The organism is Serratia sp. CY76391, assembly GCF_052166695.1.
In the GTDB taxonomy this organism is placed as follows: Bacteria; Pseudomonadota; Gammaproteobacteria; order Enterobacterales; family Enterobacteriaceae; genus Serratia; species Serratia nematodiphila.
The window spans coordinates 242,345-267,329 of record NZ_JBJNOJ010000008.1 but is presented as its reverse complement, the minus strand read 5'-3'; the positions used below and the strand labels follow the sequence as shown (position 1 = coordinate 267,329).

Annotated in this window: 23 protein-coding genes; 17 read left to right on the top strand and 6 right to left on the bottom strand. The window is 59.3% G+C overall.

The window, feature by feature from the left end:
- Positions 1-59: 59 nt before the first annotated feature.
- Positions 60-1,781 carry an ornithine lipid synthase OlsF gene (gene olsF / locus ACJ8PN_RS16500; protein ID WP_015377973.1) on the bottom strand — a complete coding sequence of 574 codons (1,722 nt, stop codon included), beginning with the start codon at positions 1,779-1,781 and terminating at the stop codon, positions 60-62.
- A 155-nt stretch (positions 1,782-1,936) separates the two neighbouring features.
- Positions 1,937-3,607, bottom strand: a complete 1,671-nt coding sequence (locus ACJ8PN_RS16495) for a DUF4091 domain-containing protein (protein ID WP_411260776.1) — start codon at positions 3,605-3,607, stop codon at positions 1,937-1,939.
- 465 nt (positions 3,608-4,072) lie between these two features.
- Here ACJ8PN_RS16495 and ACJ8PN_RS16490 point away from each other — a divergent pair, with 465 nt between their 5' ends.
- The 13 genes from ACJ8PN_RS16490 to uspE all read left to right on the top strand — a co-directional run bounded on the left by ACJ8PN_RS16490 (position 4,073) and on the right by uspE (position 17,193).
- Positions 4,073-5,326: an ABC transporter substrate-binding protein gene (locus tag ACJ8PN_RS16490; RefSeq protein WP_049188973.1), complete on the top strand. Its 1,254-nt coding sequence runs from the start codon at positions 4,073-4,075 to the stop codon at positions 5,324-5,326.
- A gap of 78 nt (positions 5,327-5,404) precedes the next feature.
- Entirely contained in the window at positions 5,405-6,346 is a 942-nt protein-coding gene (locus ACJ8PN_RS16485; RefSeq protein WP_049188974.1) for a carbohydrate ABC transporter permease, read from the top strand.
- A 10-nt stretch (positions 6,347-6,356) separates the two neighbouring features.
- Positions 6,357-7,175: a carbohydrate ABC transporter permease gene (locus ACJ8PN_RS16480; RefSeq protein ID WP_004938251.1), complete on the top strand. Its 819-nt coding sequence runs from the start codon at positions 6,357-6,359 to the stop codon at positions 7,173-7,175.
- Between the two features lie 21 nt (positions 7,176-7,196).
- Positions 7,197-8,309, top strand: a complete 1,113-nt coding sequence (locus tag ACJ8PN_RS16475) for an ABC transporter ATP-binding protein (protein ID WP_004938255.1) — start codon at positions 7,197-7,199, stop codon at positions 8,307-8,309.
- Positions 8,310-8,329: 20 nt separating this feature from the next.
- On the top strand, positions 8,330-9,613 hold the full coding sequence (locus tag ACJ8PN_RS16470; protein ID WP_442535079.1) for a Gfo/Idh/MocA family protein: 1,284 nt from the start codon (positions 8,330-8,332) through the stop codon (positions 9,611-9,613).
- Between the two features lie 18 nt (positions 9,614-9,631).
- Entirely contained in the window at positions 9,632-10,537 is a 906-nt protein-coding gene (locus ACJ8PN_RS16465; protein WP_171455074.1) for an ROK family protein, read from the top strand.
- Positions 10,538-10,869: 332 nt separating this feature from the next.
- Positions 10,870-11,640, top strand: coding sequence for a transcriptional repressor AgaR (agaR, locus tag ACJ8PN_RS16460; protein WP_085336851.1), 771 nt, complete (start codon positions 10,870-10,872; stop codon positions 11,638-11,640).
- A gap of 26 nt (positions 11,641-11,666) precedes the next feature.
- Positions 11,667-12,833 carry an SIS domain-containing protein gene (locus tag ACJ8PN_RS16455; protein ID WP_442535078.1) on the top strand — a complete coding sequence of 389 codons (1,167 nt, stop codon included), beginning with the start codon at positions 11,667-11,669 and terminating at the stop codon, positions 12,831-12,833.
- 9 nt (positions 12,834-12,842) lie between these two features.
- On the top strand, positions 12,843-13,697 hold the full coding sequence (locus ACJ8PN_RS16450) for a tagatose bisphosphate family class II aldolase (protein ID WP_442535077.1): 855 nt from the start codon (positions 12,843-12,845) through the stop codon (positions 13,695-13,697).
- Between the two features lie 306 nt (positions 13,698-14,003).
- Positions 14,004-14,315: a hypothetical protein gene (locus tag ACJ8PN_RS16445; protein WP_015377982.1), complete on the top strand. Its 312-nt coding sequence runs from the start codon at positions 14,004-14,006 to the stop codon at positions 14,313-14,315.
- A gap of 219 nt (positions 14,316-14,534) precedes the next feature.
- A complete protein-coding gene (gene ogt / locus ACJ8PN_RS16440) occupies positions 14,535-15,059 on the top strand; it encodes a methylated-DNA--[protein]-cysteine S-methyltransferase (protein ID WP_004938274.1) in 525 nt (174 codons plus the stop codon).
- A gap of 280 nt (positions 15,060-15,339) precedes the next feature.
- Positions 15,340-16,104, top strand: coding sequence for an FNR family transcription factor (locus tag ACJ8PN_RS16435; protein ID WP_004938278.1), 765 nt, complete (start codon positions 15,340-15,342; stop codon positions 16,102-16,104).
- Positions 16,105-16,230: 126 nt separating this feature from the next.
- Positions 16,231-17,193 carry a universal stress protein UspE gene (gene uspE / locus ACJ8PN_RS16430; protein WP_004938281.1) on the top strand — a complete coding sequence of 321 codons (963 nt, stop codon included), beginning with the start codon at positions 16,231-16,233 and terminating at the stop codon, positions 17,191-17,193.
- A 57-nt stretch (positions 17,194-17,250) separates the two neighbouring features.
- On the opposite strand, the gene pntB is transcribed toward uspE, so the two are convergent.
- The 3 genes from pntB to ACJ8PN_RS16415 all read right to left on the bottom strand — a co-directional run bounded on the left by pntB (position 17,251) and on the right by ACJ8PN_RS16415 (position 20,604).
- The gene (gene pntB, locus ACJ8PN_RS16425) at positions 17,251-18,645 is read right to left on the bottom strand and encodes a Re/Si-specific NAD(P)(+) transhydrogenase subunit beta (protein WP_004938285.1); all 1,395 of its coding nucleotides are present in this window, start codon (positions 18,643-18,645) and stop codon (positions 17,251-17,253) included.
- A 10-nt stretch (positions 18,646-18,655) separates the two neighbouring features.
- Positions 18,656-20,185 (bottom strand): Re/Si-specific NAD(P)(+) transhydrogenase subunit alpha, encoded by a 1,530-nt coding sequence (gene pntA, locus ACJ8PN_RS16420; RefSeq protein WP_004938288.1) that lies wholly within the window; start codon positions 20,183-20,185, stop codon positions 18,656-18,658.
- Between the two features lie 149 nt (positions 20,186-20,334).
- Positions 20,335-20,604 carry a hypothetical protein gene (locus ACJ8PN_RS16415; protein ID WP_171454100.1) on the bottom strand — a complete coding sequence of 90 codons (270 nt, stop codon included), beginning with the start codon at positions 20,602-20,604 and terminating at the stop codon, positions 20,335-20,337.
- A 118-nt stretch (positions 20,605-20,722) separates the two neighbouring features.
- On the opposite strand from ACJ8PN_RS16415, the gene ydgH reads away from it, so the two are divergent.
- From ydgH to ACJ8PN_RS16395, 4 genes are all read left to right on the top strand, one after another.
- Entirely contained in the window at positions 20,723-21,673 is a 951-nt protein-coding gene (ydgH, locus tag ACJ8PN_RS16410) for a DUF1471 family protein YdgH (RefSeq protein ID WP_004938291.1), read from the top strand.
- A gap of 244 nt (positions 21,674-21,917) precedes the next feature.
- Positions 21,918-23,309 carry an amino acid permease gene (locus ACJ8PN_RS16405; RefSeq protein ID WP_411260782.1) on the top strand — a complete coding sequence of 464 codons (1,392 nt, stop codon included), beginning with the start codon at positions 21,918-21,920 and terminating at the stop codon, positions 23,307-23,309.
- Between the two features lie 214 nt (positions 23,310-23,523).
- On the top strand, positions 23,524-24,009 hold the full coding sequence (locus ACJ8PN_RS16400; RefSeq protein WP_015377985.1) for a hypothetical protein: 486 nt from the start codon (positions 23,524-23,526) through the stop codon (positions 24,007-24,009).
- A gap of 31 nt (positions 24,010-24,040) precedes the next feature.
- Positions 24,041-24,436, top strand: a complete 396-nt coding sequence (locus tag ACJ8PN_RS16395) for a pyridoxamine 5'-phosphate oxidase family protein (RefSeq protein WP_004938299.1) — start codon at positions 24,041-24,043, stop codon at positions 24,434-24,436.
- 101 nt (positions 24,437-24,537) lie between these two features.
- Here ACJ8PN_RS16395 and ACJ8PN_RS16390 read toward each other — a convergent pair whose 3' ends face one another.
- The gene (locus ACJ8PN_RS16390) at positions 24,538-24,948 is read right to left on the bottom strand and encodes a hypothetical protein (protein WP_004938301.1); all 411 of its coding nucleotides are present in this window, start codon (positions 24,946-24,948) and stop codon (positions 24,538-24,540) included.
- Positions 24,949-24,985 lie beyond the last annotated feature (37 nt).

Here is a 24,985-nt window from a genome sequence, read left to right as displayed (position 1 = left end):
TATCCCGTCGCCGGCCCCAAGGTCGTGCTTAGATCAAAAAGGCATGAGTCAGACTGTAGTCATGCCGTCTCGGCCGGCTGCGGCTGGTGCACCGCGATGTAACGCTGATACCGCGACGGCTTGAGCCGCGTGGTATCCACCAACACCAGCCCGTCGATACAGTTGTTGAACGCCGGATCGGTGCCGAAATCGATAAACTGTACCCCGCCCGGCTCGCACAGTTCGGTGTACTGCTTGTACAGCGTTGGGATCGAGCAGCCGATATTGCTGAGCAGGCTCTTCAGCCGCACCAGATCTTCCTGATAGTTGTCCCCGGCAAACTGCGCCAGCACCTGCGGCAGCGACGCCGGATAAGGCCGCCGCGACTGCGCGAACGCGTGATCCGGCGAGAAATAGAGCCGATAGAAGGCGATCAGCAAATCACGTGCTGCCAGCGGCATACCGCCGGAGATCGACACCGGGCCGAACAGATAGCGGTACTGCGGGTATTTCGACAGATAGGCGCCGATGCCCAGCCACAAATAGTCCAGCCCGCGCTTGCCCCAATAGGCCGGCTGAATGAAGCTGCGCCCCAGCTCGATGCCCTGCGCCAGGATCGGTTCCATATCACGGTCATAATGGAACAGGCTGTTGCTGTAGATGCTTTCCAGCCCTTTGCGCGCAATTTGTTCGGCGGTAGGGATAAAGCGATAGGCGCCGACGATCTCCAGCTCCTCCTCGTCCCACAGCACCAGGTGGTAGTAATCGTCGTCGTAGCTGTCCAGATCGCGGCGGCGGCCGGATCCTTCCCCCACCGCGCGGAAGGCGATCTCGCGCAGGCGCCCCAGCTCGCGCAGGATTGGCGTACGCGCTTCGTCATGGCGACGATAGAGATAGATGGTTTTACCGTCCGGCGTTACCCCCAACCGTTCGCAGTTCGCCAGCGCCTTTTTCAGCTCCAGACGATCTTCCGGCAGCGCGATCGGCGATTCGCTGGCGAACAGCCCCGGCTTGCCCTGGCCCAGACGATAAACGTGGCGGCGAAAACGCTCCGCCAGATCCTTGGCGCTGGTGTGGCCGTCGTGCCAGTTGGCGAACGGCACGCGGCCGCCGACGCGGATCTTGATGCGCCCGCCCCGCTGCTGGAACATTTCGCGCACCAGCAGCAAGGTCGACAGCGGCCGGTAGACCAGAGAGGTAAAATAGAACAGGTTACTGTTGCGTGCGCTGATGTGGATCGGCACGATCGGCGCGCGCGCTTTGGCGGCCAGGCGCAGAAAACCGGTATGCCAGTGGCCGTCGCGGATGCCTTTCGGGCTCATGCGCGACACTTCGCCAGCCGGGAACAGGATCAGCGCACCCTGGTTGTCCAGCTGCTGCTGCATGCCTTCAATCTGTTTGCGGCTGGTTTTATAAGCGACGTTATCCACCGGCACGAACAGGCTGCGCAGCGGTTCAATGTAGGTCAGCAGCTGGTTGGCCACCACTTTCACGTCCGGGCGCACCGCGGCAACGGCGCGCAGCAATACCAAGCCGTCGAGCGAGCCGATCGGATGATTGGCCACGAGCACCACCGGCCCCTGGCTCGGGATGTTTTCCAGATCGCCGTCCACCAGCTCGCAGCTGAGGTTAAAGTAGTCCACCACCTGCTCGATCAGATCGAGCCCTTTCAGATGGGGATAATCGGCGGCGAACTGTTTGAATTCTTTTTCGAAGAGAAGGGTTCTTAGCAGGCTGCGCTGCCAGGCGGGGGTATTGCGGTGTGGAAATGCATCTTGCAACAGAGAATCCAGGCTGAACATCGCGTTATCTCCTGACGTAGTCGCTGCAAACTTAAGCCAGAGCCGTGACTCTGACATGTCAGTTACATGACAATAAAGTGAATCCATCGACTATCAGGTATAGCAAAGTAATGGCGAATTGGGAGCGAAAGACGCATTTTCGCCCCCACTTGCCTTCACATCGGCGCCAGCAACGCTTCGATTCGGCGGTTTACCGCGTCGCGCAGGCGCAGCAGCGGCCCGGCCTGGTGCGGATAACGCTTGAAGGTGATGCGCATGCCAAGCTCACTTTCTATAAGCGCTTCCACCGTCGCCCGATCGGTCAAACTCTCCAGCAGCTGCAGCGCGCGCATGTCTTGCAGCCCTTGGTGCAGCACCCGCAGGCGCAGCGACTCCACCGGCTGCAGATCCTCACCGGGGTAGACCACGAACGGATCGCCGGAGGGAAACGCATGGCCGCTGTCGGTCACCGCGTACGGATTGATGCGTTCACGCGAATGGGCACTGTTATAGAAGTTGAATCCCCAGTGCAGAAAGCCGGCGATGCGGTACAGATAAAGCTGCACGCCCAATATGCGGTTGCGCGCCGAAGGCTGAGCGAAGAAGCGATTGGCGACCTCAGTCTTCTGCACGCAGCAGTAATAGGCCCACAGGCCGGGCACCCGGTGTTCGATAAAAGGTTCGAGGTGGTCGGTCGCAACGACCGGGGTTTCCACCAGGCCTTGCTGATAAAACGCGAAATCCGACAGCGCATCGAAGGTGCGGAAGCCATCCAGCAGCGGACGCAGCGCGGCGCTGGCGCGCCGGTAGGCCGCCAGGTTGTCCAACGTCGGCTCATCGGAAACATGGAACCATACCTGCCGTTCCAGCCCCAGTTCGCGGAACCAGGCGGTCAACGCCGGCAGCAGCGCCTGTAGGAAACGCTGATACGCTTCGCCCTGCGCATCGGTGTGCCAGCCGAACTGCGTTCGCGTCTCGCCCTGCACCTCCACCACTATCTTCGGCGCATGCGCCGCGCCCCATTGGGTAAACAGCGGCGCGATTTCGAAGTGCTCGATGCCCTCTTCCTGCGCCAACGCCACCCACTGCGCCAGACGGCTGAAATCGAAGCCATACCCGTGCGCCGAATGTGTCACCCTCACCAACTGTACCGTGGTACGTTCGCCGCCAACGGCGGTATCCAGCGGCGGCGTGAACAGCGGCGTCAGCAGCATATTGACGCCGGCCTGCACCGCGCAGCGCACAAAGTTGCGCACCGCGCGCCAGTACGCCGGGCTGAACACCGCCAAACGGTAGTAATCCGCCAGGCAGTCGGTGTGCAGCCATTCGGTGTGCAACAGCGTTTGCGGCGGCAACGCCGCGGGCACCAGATGCAGCGTCAGTGTGGCCTCGGCCAGCGCCTCGCCGCTCTGGGCATCCAGCAGCCGCAGGGTCAACGGAAAGTCGCCGGCCAGTTGCGCGTCGGCCGGCGGCGTCAGGGTCAACCACAGGCTGCCATAATAGCGGCAGGCGGCAAAAAAACGCCGTTGCGGCAGCGGTATCAGCGGATCGGGAAATAAGCCCGGCTCGGTGGTCAGGTAATTCTCATCGGTCTCGCGATAACAGGGAAAACCGCTCGGCACCGATTGCACCTGGCGCACGCTGATATACTCCGCCAGCGGCCCGTCGAGTTGATAACACAGCTCATGGCGAGTCTCGTTACCCGGGGTTTGCAAACAGTACACCGCCTGCCAGGACAGCACCTCGTTATTTAACCCGCTCAGCCGATTTTCCACGGCAATGGGCGGAATATTTTGGCGATGAAATACTTTTTCCAGGCAATGCGTAAATACCAGAGACAGGCGCATGATATTTCGCCCTCTTTATTTTGGATGAATAAATGTTGTGGGATTCAGGCTAGCGTCTTTTATCGCCACAAACAATAGCCGGCAATAAAAAACGTCCAAGTACCCTCCTCGGACAGCCCCAGCAAGATTTTTTTGTTTATTTGCATCACAAAAATGAAAGAAGCTGAAGCTTGCACAATAAAAATGTTTTTAATCCCCATTATGGTGCAAGGGTTATCAGTTATTCCTATGCCTGCGAAGGCCGCTAAATGCCGCGCCACCGGGGATAACCCCCGCCAAAAAGTTAATGAAATGTGAACGAAAACACCTTTCACTTGGCCGTAAAAGCCTTTCGATTTTAACAACAACGAAACATTGTCGCCCCATTTTTGGGCGTTTGGGGGTGTATTGACACATTGAAAGTTAAGGGATAGAAAGAATTTACGTTGCGAAAAACGCTATTCGTCGCTCACCGAGGGGAAAGCAATGTCACCAATAAAGAATACCGGCCGCCTGCTGGCGCATTCTATTCTTGCCAGCGCATTATTATTACCTACACTGCTCCATGCCGCAGATAAAATAACTTTACGCTATGCCGTTTGGGACAGAAACCAATTACCCGCCGAACAGGAGATTGCCAAGCGCTTTGAACAGGCTAATCCGGACATAAAAATAGAAATAGAATTAACTCCCTCAGCGCAATATTTCGTTAAATTAGATTCCGCCGCCGCCGGCGGCGTAGCGCCAGATATATTCTGGATCAATATGCCTTATTTTGTGCAGTACGCCAAAAACGGCATTATGGAGCCGTTGGCGCCCTATATTAAGGACAGCGGCCTTAAACTGGACGACGTGGTCGCCAGCTCGGTGAAAGCCTATCAGTACGACGGCCAACAGATGGCCATCCCGCGCGACGTCGATTCCATCGCCGTGTGGTACAACAAAAAACTGTTCGATCAGGCCGGCGTCAGCTATCCCACCAGCGACTGGAGCTGGGACGATCTGAAGAGCAAGGCCGCCGCGCTGAAAAACGGGCTGAAAGGCGCCGCCTTCCCGCTGGTGATGGATCTCAGCATCGACGGTCAGGACAGTTACATGAACCTGCTGTTCCAAAACGGCAATCACATCGTGCCGAAAGATGGCCAGCCCACCGACATCGCCAACGACAAATCCCTCTGGGTCTATCAGCAGCTGCAGGGCATGATGAAAGACGGCCTGATGCCAAGCGCCCAGCAGATGAGCGAAGTCAAAACCGAGAACATCTTCCAGTCCAACCGCGCCGCGATGGTCTATGCCGGTTCCTGGCTGGCGGCGCCGTTCGCCAATAACCCGCTGATCAACGACCACATCGGCGTGGTGATGATGCCCAAAATTGAACGCCAGTCCGGCGTGGCCCACAGTTTGGCCTTCGCCATGTCGGCGAAAAGCGCCCACAAGCAGGCCGCCTGGAAATATATCGCCTTCATGAGCAGCGAGGCCTCACAGGCGGAGCTGGCCAAGGTGGTGATCCCGGCCAACAAGACGGCAGCCAAAGTCTGGGCGCAGCAGATTCAGAAAGTCGACGTCTCGCCTTACATCCAGACCCTGGAAGTGACCCAGGCTTACCCCACCGCCGGCACCAATACGCCGAAGTGGCAAAACATGTGGATCGCCAGCCTGAAGAAGATCTTTATGGGCGCGGACGCCAAACAGGAAATGGACAAATCGGTCAAGAAGATCGCGCGCGTCATGGAGCAGTAATCGCCCCGCCGCAGCGCGCTGCCCCGAGCGCGCGCCGCGGTGGACCCACGCTGAACGTCATAGGTGAGGAATGGCAACATGTCGCTGGCAGAAACGGCTACGGTCACCCTGAAACCATCCCGGCGCACCGCCCGCCCCGCGCTCAATCGGCTCGAACGCGCCGAACGCTTCTGGGGCTGGGTGATGATCCTGCCGCTGCTGTTGGGGGTGACGGTGTTTTACCTGATCCCCTTTTTGCAGAACATTTTCTACAGCTTTACCGATCTGAACCAATTCATGCGCTGGAGCAGCATCAGCGTCGATAACTATCTCAACCTGTTTGAAGACGACGACTTCTACACTGCCGCCGCCAACACCCTGTTTTACGTGGTGGTCTGCGTGCCGATCAGCCTGAGCCTGTCGCTGCTGCTGGCGATTGGCCTCAACCAGAACATCCGCGGCAAAGGCCTGCTGCGCACCCTGCTGTTCCTGCCGGCGGTCACCATGCCAGCGGCGGTGGCCATGGTGTGGCAATGGCTGTTCAACAAGGATTTCGGCCTGATCAATCAGGCGTTGGGCCTGCTGCACATTGCGCCGGTCGCCTGGCTGTCCGATCCGGACGTGGTGCGCATCAGCGTGTCCATCATCATCATCTGGTCGTCGCTGGCGCTGAAGATCATCATTTTGCTGGCCGGGCTGCAGAGCATTCCGCGCCAGCTGTACGAAGCGGCGGACATCGACGGCATCGGCACCCTGCGGCGCTTCTTCTGCATCACGCTGCCGATGATGGTGCCGACGCTGTTCTTCGTGTCGGTGATGAGCTTTATCGAGATCCTGCAAGTCTTTGACGTGGTGTTCCTGATGTTCGACCGCGCACTGGTGGAAAACGACGTGATGACCGTCACCAACCTGTTCTACAAGTACGCGTTTTACCTGCAGGAAAAAGGTTACGCCTCCGCCATCACCGTGGTGCTGTTCGCCGTCACGCTGGTGATCACCCTGATTCAAATGGCGATCGGCAAGCGCCTGAAAGTCAGCTGAGGAGCTGCACATGAACGCAAGCAAGAAAACGCTGGTGTACCTGTTTATGGGGCTGGCGGCGCTGGCCTCGGTGGTGCCTTTTATCTGGATGCTGGTGACCTCGCTGAAAACCCAGGCCGAGAGCATTCAGATCCCGCTGACGCTGCTGCCGGCGCATCCCAGCCTGCAGGCCTACGGCCGGGTGATGCACGAAATCCCGTTCGCCGGTTTTTATCTCAACTCGCTGCTGGCGACCTTCTTCACCGTCACCCTGCAGATGGCGATCGCCACCCTGGCCGCCTATGGCTTCTCGCGCCTGCATTTTCGCGGCCGCGACGCGGTGTTTCTGGTGTGTGTGTCGATCCTGATGGTGCCCGGCCAGGCGTTTCTGATCCCGCAATTCCTGGTGGTGCAGAAGCTGGGGCTGGTCAACAGCATCACCGGGCTGGTGCTGCCGGGCATTTTCAGCGTTTACGCCACCTTTCTGCTGCGCCAGTTCTTCCTGGCGGTGCCGAAGGAGATGGAGGAAGCGGCGTTGATCGACGGTTACAGCTACTTCGCCATCTTCTGGCGCATCATGTTGCCGCTGATCCGGCCCGGCATTATCGCCTGCGTCATCATCAACGGCCTGTGGAGTTGGAACAACCTGATGTGGCCGCTGATCGTCAATACCACCACCGAGAAGCTGACGCTGCCGGTTGGGCTGGCCTCGCTCTCCAGCCGCGCCGGGGTGGAATACCCGTTGCTGATGGCCGGGGCGCTGATGGCGGTGATCCCGATGCTGATGCTGTTCATTATTTTCCAACGCTATTTCATCCAGGGCATCGCCAGCGCCGGGGTGAAAGGCTAACGCGCAGACAAGGTAAACGACATGGCCGGAATTCAGTTAAACAGCGTTAAAAAAGTGTACCCCAACGGTTTCCACGCGCTGCACGGCGTAGATCTGGACATTGAGGACGGGGAATTCATGGTGTTCGTCGGCCCGTCCGGCTGCGCCAAATCCACCCTGCTGCGGATGATCGCCGGGCTGGAGAGCGTCAGCGAGGGGCAGATCCTGATCCACGATCGCTGCGTCAACGACAGCATGCCGAAGGATCGCGGCGTCGCCATGGTGTTCCAGAACTATGCGCTGTACCCGCACATGACGGTGTACAAGAACATGGCGTTCGGCCTGATCGGCAAAGAGAGCAAGGCCGAGATCGACCGCCGGGTGCGCGACGCGGCGGAAAAGCTGGAGATCACCAATCTGCTGCAGCGCAAGCCGGGCCAGCTCTCCGGCGGCCAGTGCCAGCGGGTGGCGGTCGGCCGCGCCATCGTGCGCAAACCCAAAGTGTTCCTGTTCGATGAGCCGCTGTCCAACCTCGACGCCAAGCTGCGGGTGTCGATGCGCGTGCAACTGATCGAACTGCACAACCAACTGAAGCAGGAAGGCGCCGCCGCCACCATGGTGTACGTCACCCACGATCAGGTCGAGGCGATGACCATGGGCGATCGCATTTGCGTGATGAACCGCGGCGCCATCATGCAGGTGGATAAACCAATCAACCTGTACCACCACCCCGCCAACCGTTTCGTCGCCGAGTTTATCGGCAGCCCGTCGATGAATTTGCACGATCTGGCGATCGTGCGCGACGGCCAAACGGTGCGGCTGCGTATCGGCCTGCAGCACCAGCTCGATCTGCCGCCTGCGCTGCAACGGCAATTGGCGGACTACCCGCATGCGCGGGTGTGTCTCGGCATCCGGCCGGAGTCCTTGCGGCTGTGTGCACCCGGCAGCGCCAACTGTTTCCCGGCGCAGATCGTCACTATCGAGCGCATGGGCAACGAAGAGCTGCTGCATTGCGAACTGGCCGATTTGCGCTTCGTGCTGCGCATGGCGTCGCTGCCGGATTGGGAGCCGCGCCTCGGCGAAAACATTCATCTGGCATTCGATCTGACGCGCGCGCATTTGTTCGACGAGCTCAGCGGCCAAAACCTCAAATAACAACAGCGGAGTATCCAGCAATGTCGTCAACACAACCCAACAGCTTTGCCCATCGCCCGGTGCGGGTGCTGGTGGTCGGCGCCGGGGCGCGCGGTGAAATCTACTCGCGCTATGCGCTGGCGCATCCCGATTTGATGCAGGTGGTGGCGGTAGCGGAACCGCGTGACGCCTACCGCGAGCCGTTCGTGGCGCAGCATGCCATCGCGCCGGAAAACGTCTTCACCGACTGGCGTCAGGCCGCCGGCGCCGGCAAGCTGGCCGACGCGGTGCTGATCTGCACCCAGGATCAGATGCATCTGGAGCCGGCGCTGGCCTTCGCCCGCCAGGGCTACGCCATGTTGCTGGAAAAACCGCTGTCGCCGGACGCCGACGAGTGCCGCGCCATCGTCGCCGAGGTGACGCGCCAAAAGCTGATCTTCTCGGTCGGCCACGTGCTGCGTTACACCCGCTATACCCAAAAGCTCAAGCAGCTGCTGCGCGACGGCGCGATCGGCGACATCATCAGCCTGCAACATTTGGAACCGGTCGGCTACTGGCATCAGGCGCACTCCTTCGTGCGCGGCAACTGGCGCAACGATCGGCAGGCCGCCTTTATGCTGCTGCAGAAATCCTGCCACGACATCGACTGGATCCGCTACGTGATGGAGCAGCCCTGCGAACAGGTCAGCTCCTTCGGCAACCTGCGCCATTTCCGCCAGGAAAACCAACCGGCCGGCGCGGCGGACAACTGCCTGGATTGCGCGGTAGAGGCAAACTGCCCCTATTCCGCCAAACGCATCTATCTGGGCGACAATCACAAAGCCACGCCCGGTTTTCTGCGCGTGCTGACGCCAGAGCCCGACCAGACGACGCTGCGGGCGGCGCTGCGCGACGGGCCTTACGGCCGCTGCGTCTACCGCTGCGACAATAACGTGGTCGACCATCAGGTGGTCAACATGCAGTTCGCCGGCGGCCGCACCGCGTCGTTCACCATGACGGCCTTTACCCGCCACGAAGATCGGCACACCCGCATCTTTGGTAGCCGCGGCTGCCTGGAGGGCGACGGCCGCCATATCCGCATCACCTCGTTCCTCGACGACGGTGAAACGCATTACGACACCGACGCCGGCCAGGATCTGCACGCCATGGCCGGCCACGGCGGCGGCGACTACTACCTGATGCAGCACTTTATCGCGGCCATTCGCGCCAACGATCCGAGCCAGGTGCTGGCCGGCCCGGCGGAAGCGCTGGAGAGCCACCTGATGGTGTTCGCCGCCGAACGCGCACGCCGCGAGGCGGCGGTGGTCACCCTGAGCGGAGCCTAAAGCATGGCGATGAGAGAGATGCGTTACGGCTTCGACATCGGCGGCACCAAAATTGAAATGGCCGCTTACGATCGCCGGCTCAATCAGGTGCTGCTCCAGCGGGTGCGCACCCCAACCGGCGATTACGGCGAGTTCGTGGCCTGCATCGCCGGGCTGGCCGAGCAGGCGGATCGCGAACTGCACACGCGCGGCAGCATCGGCATCGGTTTACCGGGGATCACCGATCCCGTCAGCCGCCGTCAGTTAGCGGTCAACGTGCCCTGCCTGACCGGCCATTGCCTGGCGGATGACCTGACGCAGGCGTTGGCGCGACCTATCGCCATCGAGAACGACTGCCGCTGCTTCGCGCTGTCGGAAGCCAGCACGCCGCAAACCGCGCACCTGCCGCTGGTGTTCGGCGCCATCATCGGCACCGGAGCCGGCGGCGGCCTGGTGGTGAACCGGCAACTGCACAAGGGGCGCAACGGGCTGGCGGGCGAATGGGGGCATATGCCGATCTCCGCCCAGCTGGCGCAGCGTTACGATCTGCCGCTGTTCGGCTGCAACTGCGGGCTGACCGGCTGCTTTGAACGCTACGTCTCCGGCAGCGGGCTGCTGGCGCTGAGCCGCCACTACGCCCATCCGGCCGCCGACGTGCCGGCGCTGGTCGCCTGCTATCGTGCCGGTGATGCGCTCGCACAACGGCTGATGACCATGTACGTCGACATCCTGGCCAGCGCGCTGGCCGGTTTGCAACTGCTGTTGGACGTCGATGCCTTCGTGCTGGGCGGTGGGTTGTCGAACGTCGGCGAGCTGTATCGGCTGTTGCCGCCGGCGATGCGGCGCTGGCTGCTGCCGGGCGTGGAACCGGCGGCGGTGTTCCCGCCGGTGCACGGTGACAGCAGCGGCGTGCGCGGCGCAGCGCTTTTAAGCGCGCCGGCATAAAAAAACAGTGAAAGCCCGGCGGTTGTCGAGCGATCGCTGCGGCTTTCGGCATCGATAGACTGAATGAATAAGCGCTGGGAATTGGCGACTGAAAAATAACGAATTTGCCGTTTTCACTTTGCGTTAACACCGCTTTCGGTTGCCGCTAAACCGAAAGCAAAATCAAATATAAACAACTGATAGATATAGATATTTTAAAATTAATCGATTGCATTTCAGTGTTTCGTTTGCTGTAATTCGCCACGAACAACTGAAAGCGCTCCGGTCGGTATCGCTGCGGCTTATTAAGCCGCGGTCGGGCACGGCTACAGGTAAATCAGGAGTCTGCATTAATGATCAATACCGCAAAACGCCGGGAATTAATTATCGACCAGCTGTGCCGCGAGGGCACGGTGCGCGTGGAGCAGCTTAGCCAGCAGTTTTCGGTGTCCAGCGTCACCATCCGCAGCGATCTGCGCCAGCTGGAAAAGCACGGCTGCGCGGTGCGCGCCTACGGCGGCGCCATGTTGAACAAACAGTTCGCCTTCGACCGCCCGCTGCAGGACAAGGGCCGCATCAATCGCGACGTGAAACACGCCATCGCCTGCGCGGCGGCGGCGCTGATTGAAGACGGCGACGCCGTCATCCTCGACTCCGGCTCCACCACCAGCCAAATGGCGCCGCAGCTGGCGGGGAAAAAGGATCTGGTGGTGATGACCAACGCGCTCAACATCGCCTTCGAACTGGCCAACAACGAGGAGATCGACCTGATGGTGGTCGGCGGCAGCGTGCGCCGCAAAGCCTGGTCGCTTTACGGCCCCGCCGCCGAACAACAGCTGCGCCAGTATCGGTTCGACAAGCTTTTTCTCGGCGTCGACGGCTTCGATCTCGCGAGCGGCATCACCACGCCGGATCCGGGCGAAGCGCAGCTGAACCGGGTGATGTGCGAGGTGGCACGCGAAGTCATCGCCATCGCCGACGCCAGCAAATTCGGCCGCACCAGCTTTTGCATGATCCGCGACATCGGCCAGATCCACCGCCTGGTCACCGACAGCCGCATTCCTGAACACTATCTGCAGGCGCTGCACCATTTAGGGATCGACGTGATTATCGCCGACCGTTAACCGAAGCTTTTTAAGGAGCTGTCATCATGAACGCGTATTTCTCTTACGAGACGAATTGGCTGAAGCAGCGCAACGCCTGGCATACCGCCGCAGAAATTTGGCAACAGCCGGATTTATGGGCGGCGCTGCACCGCCAACTGCAGAATCAACAGGCGCAGTGGCAGCCGTTCCTGGCGCCGCTGCTGGCCAATCCGCGCCTGCAAATCGTCTTGTGCGGCGCCGGCAGTTCGGCATTTGCCGGCCGCGCCCTGGCCCCCTGGCTGCGCGAACGCACCGGCCGCGACGTGGTGGCTTACGGCACCACCGATATTGTCGCCAACCCGCTACAGTATCTCGACCCTGACCGGCCGACGCTGCTGGTCTCCTTCGCCCGTTCGGGCAACAGCCCGGAAAGCGTGGCGACGGTGGAGCTGGCCGATCAATTGCTGCCGGAAAGCTATCATCTGATGCTGGTGTGCAACCCGGACAGCCGGCTGGCGCAGTACGCGCATCAGCGTGGCAACGTCTGCTCGCTGGTAATGCCGCAGGGCGCCAACGATCAGAGCTTCGCCATGACCTCCAGCTTCAGCTGCATGATGCTGAGCGCCGCGCTGCTGCTCGGCCCGGCTTCACTCGAGGCCGCCCAGGCGCCGCTGCACGCCATGGTGCAGCGCTGCCGCACACTGCGCGAAACGCTGCAGCCGCAGGTGAAGGCACTGGCCGCCAGCGGTTTCCGCCGCTATATCACCCTCGGCGGCAGCTGCTTTACCGGCCTCGCCGAAGAGGCTTCGCTCAAGATGCTGGAGCTGACCGCCGGCCGCATCGTTACGCGCTACGACTCGCCGCTCGGCCTGCGCCATGGCCCGAAATTTATGGTCGACGGCCAGACGTTGGTGGTGCTGATGTTCTCCCACCACGACTATGCCCGCCAGTATGACCGCGACCTGTGGAACGAACTGCAGCGCGACGGACTGGCAATGCAGCTGGTTGGGTTGACCGGCGAACGCCAACCTCTCGCCGATGCCCTGCTGCATATGCACGATGCCGCTGACGATATCTGGCTGCTGTTCCCGTATCTGCTGTTCAGCCAGATGCTGGCCTTCGAGAGTTCGCTGGCGCTGGGGCTGACCCCGGATAACCCCTGCCCGACCGGCGAGGTCAACCGAGTGGTGAAAGGCGTGACGATTTACCGTTTTCCTTCCCTCGAGCTGTAAGGAGATCCCATGTATCTGATAGCCAACCGAGACATGCTGCTCAAGGCGCAGCGCCAGGGTTACGCCGTTCCGGCGTTTAACGTCCACAATCTGGAAACCGTGCAGGTGGTGGCGGAGACCGCCGCCGAGCTGCGCTCGCCGGTGATCATGGCCGGCACGCCCGGCACCTTCAGCTATGCCGGCACCGACTACCTGATCGGCATCTGCCAGGCGGCCGCGCACCGCTACGATCTGCCGCTGGCGCTGCATCTCGATCATCACGAAGCGCTGGACGACATCGAGCACAAGGTAAAAAGCGGCATCCGCTCGGTGATGATCGACGGTTCCCATTTGCCGTTCGAGCAGAATATCGCCAAGGTGGCCGCCGCAGTGGCCCTGTGCCACCGCTACGGCGCCAGCGTGGAGGCGGAGCTGGGCCGCCTGGGCGGGCAGGAAGACGATTTGATCGTCGATATGGCGGACAGCTTCTATACCGATCCGGCCGCCGCGCGCGAGTTTGTCGCCGCCACCGGCATCGACTCACTGGCGGTGGCGATCGGTTCCGCCCACGGCCTGTACCACGGCGAACCGAAGCTGGACTTCGAACGCCTGGCGCTGATCCGCGAGCAGGTGGACGTCCCCCTGGTGCTGCACGGCGCCTCCGGCATTCCGGAAGCGATGGTCAAGCGCGCGATCTCGCTCGGCGTTTGCAAGGTCAACGTAGCCACCGAATTGAAAATCGCCTTCGCCGATGCGGTAAAAAGCTACTTTTCACAGCACCCGGATGCCAACGATCCGCGTAAATACATCGTCCCCGGCAAGCTGGCGATGAAAGAAGTGGTGGCGGAAAAGATCCGCATCTGCGGCAGCAGCGGCATGCTGTAATCCCGCTCTCGCCCCCGTTGCTGCCGCCGCGCAACGGGGACGAAAACGGCCCGCCCTTGACTGACTTTCCTGAGAGAACGATCACAGCCTGTTATCCCGCCCGCGCCTGAAATCATTAACCGGTCTTCACTATGATCCAAATCATGGTTTTACTCATCCTACCTCCCTATTATCAAATTCATTGAATGCGGGCAGTAGGATTTTTGCCCATTCGTTTTTATTTCTCCAGGCGAAATAGCTTATTTGATGAAAGCAAGCGCGCTTGTTTTTTAATTGGCAGTTTTTTTACTCTGAAAGGAACAGCATATGAACCATTACTTAGCCGTATTAAGCGCATTGGTCATTCTGCCCTTCGCTCTGCAAGCAAAACCGCTTTCCGGCAGCCAGGTCGCCTCCGGCGTCGTGCGCTTCACCGGCGCCATTACCACGCCGGCCTGCACCGTCAAACATCAGGATGAAAAGCTTATCTCCAGCTGCTTCGGTAAAGTGACGGAATATCAGAACGGGTATATATCCTCTTCGTTAAAAGAGATGCCAAAAGAATTAGTTTCTGCCGTCAGCAGTGAGTTGGTGAATAACGATCCCCATTTAAAGCGCGTGACTATCAGCTATAAGTAAGCACAAAGCGTTACTGCCTGCTGAAATAATAAACAAGACACAACTTGTCTTGATGACTTATAAATTTATTTTATAAATTTATCGTACAATAACTCCCCGCCTTACCGTAAGCCGGCTATTCGGGCAACCCTGCGGTTGCCCATCAGCATGTCCGAAATCCGCCATCGCTCCCTCCCATTTCATGCGATAATCGCCACACTAAACTGAGGAGTGAGCCAGATGCAGACTTTTTTGATTGATCGTACCGCCACGCCGGTGGGAGAACTGGTGCTGATTGCCGATGAACAGGGGCGCCTGCGGGCGATCGACTGGACCGATCACGAAGCGCGCCTGATGAAGCTGCTGAACACCCACTACCGCGCCGATCGGTTCACCCTGCGCGAACAGCGCGATCCCAGCGGGCTGACCGACGCCATGCAGCGCTATTTCGCCGGGGAACTGAGCATTATCGATCGGTTGCCGGTGATGACCGCCGGCACCGAGTTCCAGCGCACCGTCTGGCAACAGCTGCGCCAAATCCCCTGTGGCGAGATCCTGACCTACGGCCAGCTGGCGCAACGCATCGGCCGTCCGACCGCCTCGCGCGCCGTCGGCATGGCCAACGGTTCAAATCCGATCAGCATCGTGGTGCCCTGCCATCGAGTGATCGGTTCGCAGGGCGCGCTGACCGGCTATGCCGGCGGCGTACAGCGCAAGCAGTGGCTGCTGCAGCATGAAGGCTACCTGCCGAAAAGTTTGCTGTAGCCGCTGCGATCGGCTTATCCAGCGCCATTGTTTGGCGCTGCTTAATAAAGCACAGTGCCCAACGCCGCGCTCGTGCCCGCAGGGCACTATTAATAACTTGTGTGAATAGAGCGCATAAGTCACAAATAATACTCATAACTTCAGTCCGATACAGAATAATCGGCGGCATGTGTGCGCAAAATTCGCACACAATACCCCTATTCATGCTAATGCCACCCTTATCAGCTGCAGCAAAAGATGTTAAAATTGACTCATATCAATTATTGAATGAGCGTAATCTATGATCCCGGAAAAACGCGTGATTCGTCGTATCCAGTCTGGTGGTTGTGCGATCCATTGCCAGGACTGCAGCATCAGCCAGCTGTGCATTCCTTTCACCCTCAATGCTCACGAGCTGGACCAGCTCGACAACATTATCGAGAGGAAGAAGCCCATCCAGAAAGGCCAGACTTTGTTCAAGGCCGGCGACGAGCTGAAATCGCTGTACGCGATCCGTTCCGGGACCATCAAAAGCTACACCATCACCGAGCAAGGTGATGAGCAGATCACCGGCTTCCACCTGGCGGGCGACCTGGTAGGCTTCGACGCCATCGGCGGCCTGAAGCACCCAAGCTTCGCTCAGGCGCTGGAAACCTCGATGGTGTGCGAGATCCCGTTCGAGACCCTCGACGATCTGTCCGGCAAAATGCCGAACCTGCGTCAGCAAATCATGCGGTTGATGAGCGGCGAGATCAAAGGCGACCAGGACATGATCCTGCTGCTGTCGAAGAAAAACGCCGAAGAGCGCCTGGCGGCGTTCGTTTACAACCTGTCGCGCCGCTTTGCGGAGCGCGGCTTCTCACCACGTGAGTTCCGGTTGACCATGACCCGCGGCGACATCGGCAACTACCTTGGGCTGACGGTGGAAACCATCAGCCGCCTGCTGGGTCGCTTCCAGAAAAGCGAAATCCTCAGCGTGAAAGGCAAATACATCACCATCGAAAACGCCGACGCGCTGTCGGTGCTGGCCGGTACGCCGCGCATCAACGTGACCGTCAACGCCTGATCCCCCCGCCGGATCAACATTTCACCGAAATTGTTGATCCGGCACGCTTCCGTTGTTGTTCTGTTTTTCAATGTTGGGTTACTCTGTAAATTAACAGACTGTTGATTTCAGCTGTAAGGAGGCCCTATGGCGAAGTATCAGAATCTTCTGGTGGCTATTGACCCCAATCAGGACGATCAGCCGGCATTGCGCCGCGCCGTGTACCTGGTAAAACGGAACGGCGGGCGCATCAAGGCCTTCCTGCCCATCTATGACTTCTCTTACGAAATGACGACCCTGCTCTCCCCGGATGAAAGAACGGCGATGCGGCAAGGTGTGATCAGCCAACGCGCCGCCTGGATCAACGAGCAGTGCCGCTTCTATCTCAACGACGGCGTGCCGATCGAAATCAAAGTGGTCTGGCATAACCGCCCCTTCGAAGCCATCATTCAGGAAGTCCTGTCCGGTCAACATGACCTGCTGCTGAAAATGGCGCACCAGCACGACCGGTTGGAGTCGGTGATCTTTACCCCCACCGACTGGCACCTGCTGCGCAAATGCCCTTGCCCGGTATGGATGGTGAAAGACCAGCCCTGGCCGGAAGGCGGCAAGGCGCTGGTGGCGGTCAATCTGGCCAGCGAAGAACCCTATCACGACCCGCTCAATATCAAACTGGTGCAAGAAACCGTCGAACTGGCGCAAAACGTCAACCAGACCGAGGTTCACCTGGTCGGTGCCTATCCCGTGACCCCGATCAACATCGCCATCGAATTGCCCGACTTCGACCCGAGCGTTTACAACGACGCCATTCGCGGCCAGCATCTGATCGCCATGAAGGCGCTGCGGCAGAAATTCTGCATTAAGGAAGAGTTCACCCACGTGGAAAAAGGCCTGCCGGAAGAGGTGATCCCCGATCTGGCCGAACATCTGCAGGCCGGCGTGGTGGTGCTGGGCACCCTGGGCCGCACCGGCATTTCAGCCGCCTTTATCGGCAACACCGCGGAACATGTGATCGATCATCTGAAATGCGACCTGCTGGTGATTAAACCGGAAAACTTCAACTGCCCGATCGAGGCGGATGAAGATGACGAGCATGACGACGAAGATTAACCTTCGTGCATAAAAAACGGGCCGCTAAGCGGCCCGTTTTTCTTTGGTTGCCCAATTCTACTTCTGCAGCGCCCGCAAAATCGCTTCCACGCTGTCTTTGGCATCGCCGAACAGCATCTGGGTGTTCTCCTTGAAGAACAGCGGGTTCTGCACGCCGGCGTAGCCGGTGTTCATCGAGCGTTTGAACGCGATCACGTTCTGCGCTTTCCACACTTCCAATACCGGCATGCCGGCGATCGGGCTGCGCGGATCTTCCAGCGCCGCCGGGTTCACCGTGTCGTTGGCGCCAATTACCAGCACGGTGTCGGTATCCGGGAAATCGTCGTTGATTTCATCCATCTCCAGCACCACGTCGTACGGCACCTTCGCTTCCGCCAGCAGCACGTTCATGTGGCCCGGCAAGCGCCCCGCGACCGGGTGAATGCCGAAACGCACCTTAACGCCGCGCGCCCGCAGTTTTTCGGTGATTTCCGCCACCGGATACTGCGCCTGCGCCACCGCCATACCGTAGCCCGGGGTGATGATCACCGAGGTGGAGTTCTTCAACTGCTCGGCCACCTCTTCCGCCGTGGTTTCACGGTATTCGCCCATCTCTTCGGCGTCGCCGGTGGATGAACCGTCACTGCCGAAACCGCCGGCGATCACGCTGATAAACGAACGGTTCATCGCCTTGCACATGATGTAAGACAGGATGGCCCCCGAAGAACCCACCAGCGCGCCGGTGACGATCAGCAGATCGTTGCTCAGCATGAAGCCCGCAGCGGCCGCCGCCCACCCCGAGTAAGAGTTGAGCATCGACACCACCACCGGCATGTCGGCGCCGCCGATCGAGGCGACCAGATGCCAGCCGAACGCCAGCGCGATCGCCGTCATCAGCAGCAGCGCTATCACCTGCCAGCCCACGCTGTCGGTGCGCACGAACGCCACCAGCAACAGGAACGAGATCACCAGCGCCGCCAGGTTCAGCTTGTGGCGATTCGGCAGCATCAGCGGTTTGGAAGAAATGATGCCGCGCAGCTTGCCGAAAGCGACGATCGACCCGGTGAAGGTCACTGCACCGATAAAGATGCCGAGGAACACTTCGGTCAGATGGATATTCGCCATCACCGGCTCCATCGGCGCGCCGTGATCCAGGTAGCTGTTGAAGCCGACCAGCACCGCCGCCAGGCCAACGAAACTGTGCAGCACCGCCACCAGCTCCGGCATTTCGGTCATCTCGACCTTCTTGGCCAGATAGACGCCGATCGAGCCGCCGATGATCATGGCGATGATGATCCAGCCGACGTTGCCGGAATCCGGCCCCAAGATGGTGGCGATCAGCGCGATCGCCATGCCGGCGACGCCGAACAGGTTGCCCTGCTTCGACGTTTCATGACGCGACAGGCCCGCCAGGCTGAAAATAAACAAAATAGCGGCAACAATGTATGCAGCTGTAACCAATCCTCCAGACATTTGTTACCCCTTAGTTCTTGCGGAACATCTTCAGCATGCGCTGAGTGACGGTGAACCCACCGAAAATATTGATGCTGGCGATCAGCACGGCGATAAAGGAGAGGAAACTCACCCAACCGCCATGACCGATCTGCAGCAGCGCACCGACCACGATAATCCCTGAGATCGCGTTGGTAACCGACATCAGCGGGGTATGCAGCGCGTGGCTGACGTTCCAGACCACGTAGTAACCGACCACGCAGGCCAGCGCGAACACGGTAAAGTGCGACAGGAACTCTTTCGGCGCCGCGTCCGCCAGCCAGCCGAACAGCAGGATCGCCAGGGCCATCAGGCCATACTTCAGCCACGGCGAGGTCGGTTTGGCTTCGGGTTTGGCGGCCGGTGCGGCGGCGGGCGCCGCTTTCGGTTGGGCCGAGACCTGGATCGGCGGCGCCGGCCAGGTGATTTCACCGCTGCGCACCACGGTAACGCCGCGGATCACCGTATCGTCGAAATCGATGTCAATCTCACCGTTTTTCTCTTTCGACAGCAGCTTCAGCAGGTTGACCAGGTTGGTGCCGTACAGCTGCGAAGATTGGGTCGGCAAGCGGCTCGGCAGATCGGTATAGCCGATGATTTTCACGCCGTTGTCGGTCACGGTAATGGTGTCGGCCACGGTCAGTTCGCAGTTGCCGCCGGTTTGCGCCGCCAAATCGACGATCACGCTGCCCGGCTTCATCGACGCCACCATCTCTTTGGTGATCAGCTTCGGTGCCGGTTTACCCGGGATCAGCGCGGTGGTGACGATGATGTCAACCTCCGCCGCCTGCGCGGCGAACAGCGCCATCTCGGCCTTGATAAAGGCTTCGGACATCACTTTGGCGTAGCCGTCGCCGCTGCCCGCTTCCTCTTCAAAATCCAGCTCGAGGAACTCCGCCCCCATGCTCTGCACCTGCTCTTTCACTTCCGGGCGGGTGTCGAAGGCGCGCACGATGGCGCCGAGGCTGCCCGCGGCGCCGATCGCCGCCAGGCCGGCCACGCCGGCGCCGATGATCATCACCTTGGCCGGCGGCACTTTGCCGGCGGCGGTGATCTGGCCGGTGAAGAAACGGCCGAACTCATGCGCCGCTTCGACGATCGCGCGGTAGCCGGCGATGTTGGCCATCGAGCTCAGCGCGTCCATCGACTGGGCGCGCGAGATGCGCGGCACCGAGTCCATCGCCAGCGCGGTGACGTTGCGCGCCGCCAGCTTGGCCATCAATTCGGGGTTTTGCGCCGGCCAGATAAAGCTGACCAGCGTGCTGCCTTCACGCATCAAGGCGATCTCGTCGTCTTGCGGCGCGTTGACTTTCAGGATCAGATCCGACTGCCACACTTCGCTTTCGTCGACCAGCGCCGCGCCGGCGGCTTCATAGGCGACGTCCTCAAAACTGGCCAGTTTGCCCGCCCCGCGTTCAATCGCGACGGTAAAACCCAGCTTCAGCAGTTGTTCCACCGTTTTCGGCGTGGCTGCGACCCGGGCTTCATTGGCCAACCGCTCTCTTGGTACACCAATACGCATAATGTTCCCTTCTCACCTGTCTTGGATGATGTTTATTATTTTCCTGCCCATAGCACGGCGCCGCCGGCGAGCGTTGCGTTAACTTGCCCGCACTGATTTCAGGCGCCAACTATAACCTACTGAAAATAAGGTCGATGATCCATAATTGCTTACGCATTCATCCCTGTTTTTACATAAAAACGCCGCGCGCGATATGACAAATCGCAATTTACAGTGAAAAAATCCATACAGAACAGCACATTCTGCGTGACAAGAGGTTTACGCCCGGCGTAACGATTTATGGCCGCGCGCGGCGTAGAAGCATAAAAGTTATCATTTTGTGAATAATTAACATTAATGACACCAAAGCCGTTATTATGGAAACTTATGACGGCGGCGCCATCCGTGCGACCCGCGTCGCCATCGGCGATTTGTCGCACGGGATAACATAAAATGCTGAGACAGTTTTCAGAATTACATGTAATAATCGACGGCTGAATTACACTTAAACAGTTCAGTACGTTATAAACGTTAATGCGCTAGGCGAAAGGATTTTTTATGAAGCTGAAGACCACGATCATCGCGTCAGCCTTGTTATCACTCACCGCGCTGTCTGCTCATGCGGCGCAAGAGTTAACTCCTGAGAAAGCAGCGGCGCTGAAGCCGTTTGATCGCATCACGATTACCGGCCGCTTCAATGCCATCAATGAAGCCGTCGACGCCGTATCCCGCCGTGCAGATAAACTGGGTGCCGATTCCTTCTATATCCAGGACAGCAACAACAGCAACAACGGCGGCAACTGGCGCGTCACCGCAGACCTTTATCATAAAGATGCGCCAGAAGTGAGCAAAACACCAAAATACCGCGTATTTAACGGCGTGAACGAACTGCCTAAAGAGGAAGCCTACCTGCTGGAGCCTTACGATACCGTGAGCGTCAGCGGCTTCTACCGCAGCCAGCCGGACATCAACGACGCCATCTCCAAAGAAGCGAAGAAAAAAGGCGCCGCTTCGTTCTTCATCGTGCGCCAGGTTGACGCCAACTCCGGCGGCAACCAGTTCGTCACCGCCTATATCTATAAGGCCGATGCGCCGAAACGCCGCGTGCAGAGCCCGGACGCCATTCCGGCTGATTCTGACGCCGGCCGCGCCGCCCTGGCTGCCGGCGGCGCCGCGGCCGCAAAAGTCGAAATTCCTGGCGTCGCGTCTTCCGGTTCGCCAAGCCGCGAAGTGGGCCGTTTCTTCGAAACCCAGTCCTCTACCGGCCAACGCTATACCGTCACGCTGCCTAACGGCACCAAGATCCAGGAAGTGAACAACGTGACCGCCGCGCAGATGGTGCCGTTCGATTCCGTCACCTTCACCGGCCACTTCAACAGCATGACCGATGTCTCCACCGAAGTGGCGAAACGCGCGGCCGAGAAAGGCGCCAAGTACTACCACGTCACCCGCCAGTGGCAGAACAAGAGCGGCGGCAACCTGACCGTCAGCGCCGATCTGTTCAAATAAAACACGTTTTTAGGTTTACCATCGGGCAGCCCTTGAGCTGCCCGTTTTTATTGCCGCTTTTTCCATCGCGCGTTGAATAGTTTTTTGTAAATTCCGCATATTCAATCATTGCATCTCTAATCATCCCTCCGTAGAATTTGCGCCAATTTTTAGGGCTATTGTCTATTCGCGCAGTGGTTGTTAATACATTGTTGCCGCCAAGCAGTTCCCTTCCAGTTGTTTATTCTGCGTTCAGGATCCGTCATTGGAAAAAAAACTCGGTCTTACCGCGCTAACCGCTTTGGTGCTCAGCTCGATGCTGGGCGCCGGCGTGTTCAGTCTGCCGCAAAACATGGCGCAGGTCGCCAGCCCCGCCGCGCTGCTGCTGGGTTGGGGGATCACCGGCGTCGGCATTCTGTTTTTGGCATTCGCCATGCTGTTGCTTACGCGTTTGCGTCCGGATCTGGACGGCGGCATCTTCACCTACGCCAAAGAAGGATTCGGCGAACTGGTGGGCTTCTGCTCCGCCTGGGGTTACTGGCTGTGCGCCGTGATCGCCAACGTCTCGTATCTGGTGATCGTGTTCGCGGCGCTGAGCATTTTTACCGATCGCGGCGGCAACGTTATCCTCGGTGACGGCAATACCTGGCAGGCACTGATCGCCGAGTCCGCCCTGCTGTGGATCGTGCACGCGCTGGTGCTGCGCGGCGTGCAAACCGCCGCCAGCATCAATCTGGCAGCCACCCTCGCCAAGCTGTTGCCGCTGGGGATGTTCGCCGTTCTGGCGACAATCGCCTTTAAAATGGACGTGTTCACACTGGATTTCAACGGCATCGCCCTCGGCAAACCGGTGTGGGAACAGGTCAAGGACACCATGCTGATCACCCTGTGGGTGTTTATCGGCGTGGAGGGCGCGGTGGTGGTTTCCGCCCGCGCCCGCAATAAGAAAGACGTGGGCCGCGCCACTATGCTGGCGGTGCTGTCGGCGCTGGCGGTGTACCTGATGGTCACGCTGCTGTCGCTGGGCGTGGTGCCGCGCAGCGAACTGGCCGAGATGCGCAATCCGTCAATGGCGGTGCTGATGGTAGAACTGATCGGCCCGTGGGGAGACGTGCTCATCGCCGCCGGCCTGATCGTTTCCGTGTGCGGCGCCTACCTGAGCTGGACCATCATGGCGGCGGAAGTGCCGCTGCTGGCCGCGCAGCACGGCGCGTTTCCGCGCGTGTTCGGCAAGCAGAACCGCCATCACGCCCCGTCTTCTTCGCTGTGGCTGACCAACATCGCGGTGCAACTGGCGCTGGTGCTGATCTGGCTGACCGGCAGCAACTACAACTCGCTGTTGACCATCGCGTCAGAGATGATCCTGGTGCCTTACTTCCTGGTCGGCGCGTTTCTGTTCAAGGTGGCTTACCGCCGCCGCGACAAACGCCTGATCTTCGCCGCCACCGGCGCCTGCGTCTATGGCCTGTGGCTGCTGTATGCTTCCGGGCTGATGCACTTGCTGATGTCGGTGCTGCTGTATGCGCCAGGGCTGTTGGTGTTCATGTATGCCCGCCGCGGCCATCGAGATATCAATCTGCTCAATCGCCTGGAAAAAAGCAGCATCTTCTTGCTGCTGGTGGCCACGCTGCCTGCCGGCTGGTTTATGTTGCACTAAAATCGCCTGCCCATGCGGCTGCCCGTCAGCCGCATTTCATTTGCTCGTCCTTCCTCTTACCCCGCTCCCCGTGATTAATCCGTCAGTGGCTCCTCTTGCGATCTCAAATGCAATTAATTATCATTATCAATTGTGATTGACGGTATGGCTCGAGCCCCCCTGCCGAGAGGCGTCAGGAGGCGGGTTTAGACAGGCTGAAAATGGAAGGCATTTCATGGCTGAAAAACTGCTGCACGCATTACCCTTGTTTGCCGCTTGGGAAGCACGGATCGCTGAGGGCAACACGGCATTCAATCAGCGGCGCGATCGCCTGGCGATGGCGCGCTATCAACAGGCGCTGGAGGGGGCTCAGGCGATCATCGCCGAGAAGCCCTGGCTGAACGCGGAATATACCGCCAGATTTGAAGCGCTGAATATTTTCGAGTCTGCCCTTGCCGCACTGATCGTCACGTTCAACAACATTACCCATCTGCGCCTGCGGCAGAAGCCTCTTCGCGGCGTCGAGCTGCATGTTCATCAGGCCCGAGTCGCTATCGAGCAATTGTTGGACGATACGTCGCTGTGCGAACAGATGCAGCAGATCGCCGAACGGCACCTGCTGCGTTTCAGGATTGAAACCCTGCACTTGCTGCGCGAACACCGGCTGCCGGAAACCAGCGTCTGCGCGCCGGCGGCCAACGCTTCCGCTACCTTGCATTAAAAGTGACACACCAATCTGAGGGTCATCTGTAATGAATGAATTGAATGACGAGATGAAGAAGATGTTGGCTAAACAGCTGCCTGTGCAGGCGACCAGCAGCCCGAACGGCGTTCCCGATATCGGCCCCAAGCGCTCTTTGCGCCTCTATGATGACCGTACGCTGATTTACAACGAAAATACCGGTGGCCAAACGCTGAAAAACATCAAGGCCGGCTCGAAAATGGCCGTGGTGATCATCGATCGCGAGGCGCTGGACGGTTACCGCTTCGTTGGCACGCCCGAACTGTTTCTGGCGGGCAAGCCGTTTGACGATGCGTTGACGTTTGCGGAAAAAAATGGGATGAAGCCGCCGAAGTACGCGGTGTTAATTCATATAGACAGTATTTATACCCTGCGCTCCGGCCCGAATGCCGGGACCCAGCTCTAGACGCCGGCCGTCATGCGGCTTGAGACATCACGTTCATGGTTAGGCCATCGCGGTAAGTCAATTGCCTAACCATGAACGGGCGGCCGGGGCGGTACACCCGGTCAGCTTTTAGGGGGAATGGTGATGGTCATGCGCTCACCCACCAGGGCGATCGCAATGCCTTCCTCGCACTCTTTTTGAATGGCCGCCAGCTGTTGCGCTTCCAGCGCATAGGGCAACTGAATATCAAACACCGTCAGGCCCTGCTGCTGCGCCAGGTCAATCAGGCGTACGATATTGGTTTCATCGCTGACCTGTGTCGACACCACTTGCAGCGCCAGCTCTTTCAACTGCTCTTTGCGCGTTTGTGACGTGGTCACGCGCGATTTCAACACCATGCCGAAGATCGGCATCACACCATAAATAGCATCAACAAAGCGCCAGTGCTTCCTGCACGATGCGGACAGAAAATCCATATAGTCGAAACAGATTTTCTCACTGCGCGCGATGGATGCAAGGTGATTGCTGTTCATCCCCTCATTCCTCTCATGGCCAGTGTTAACCCGTGGT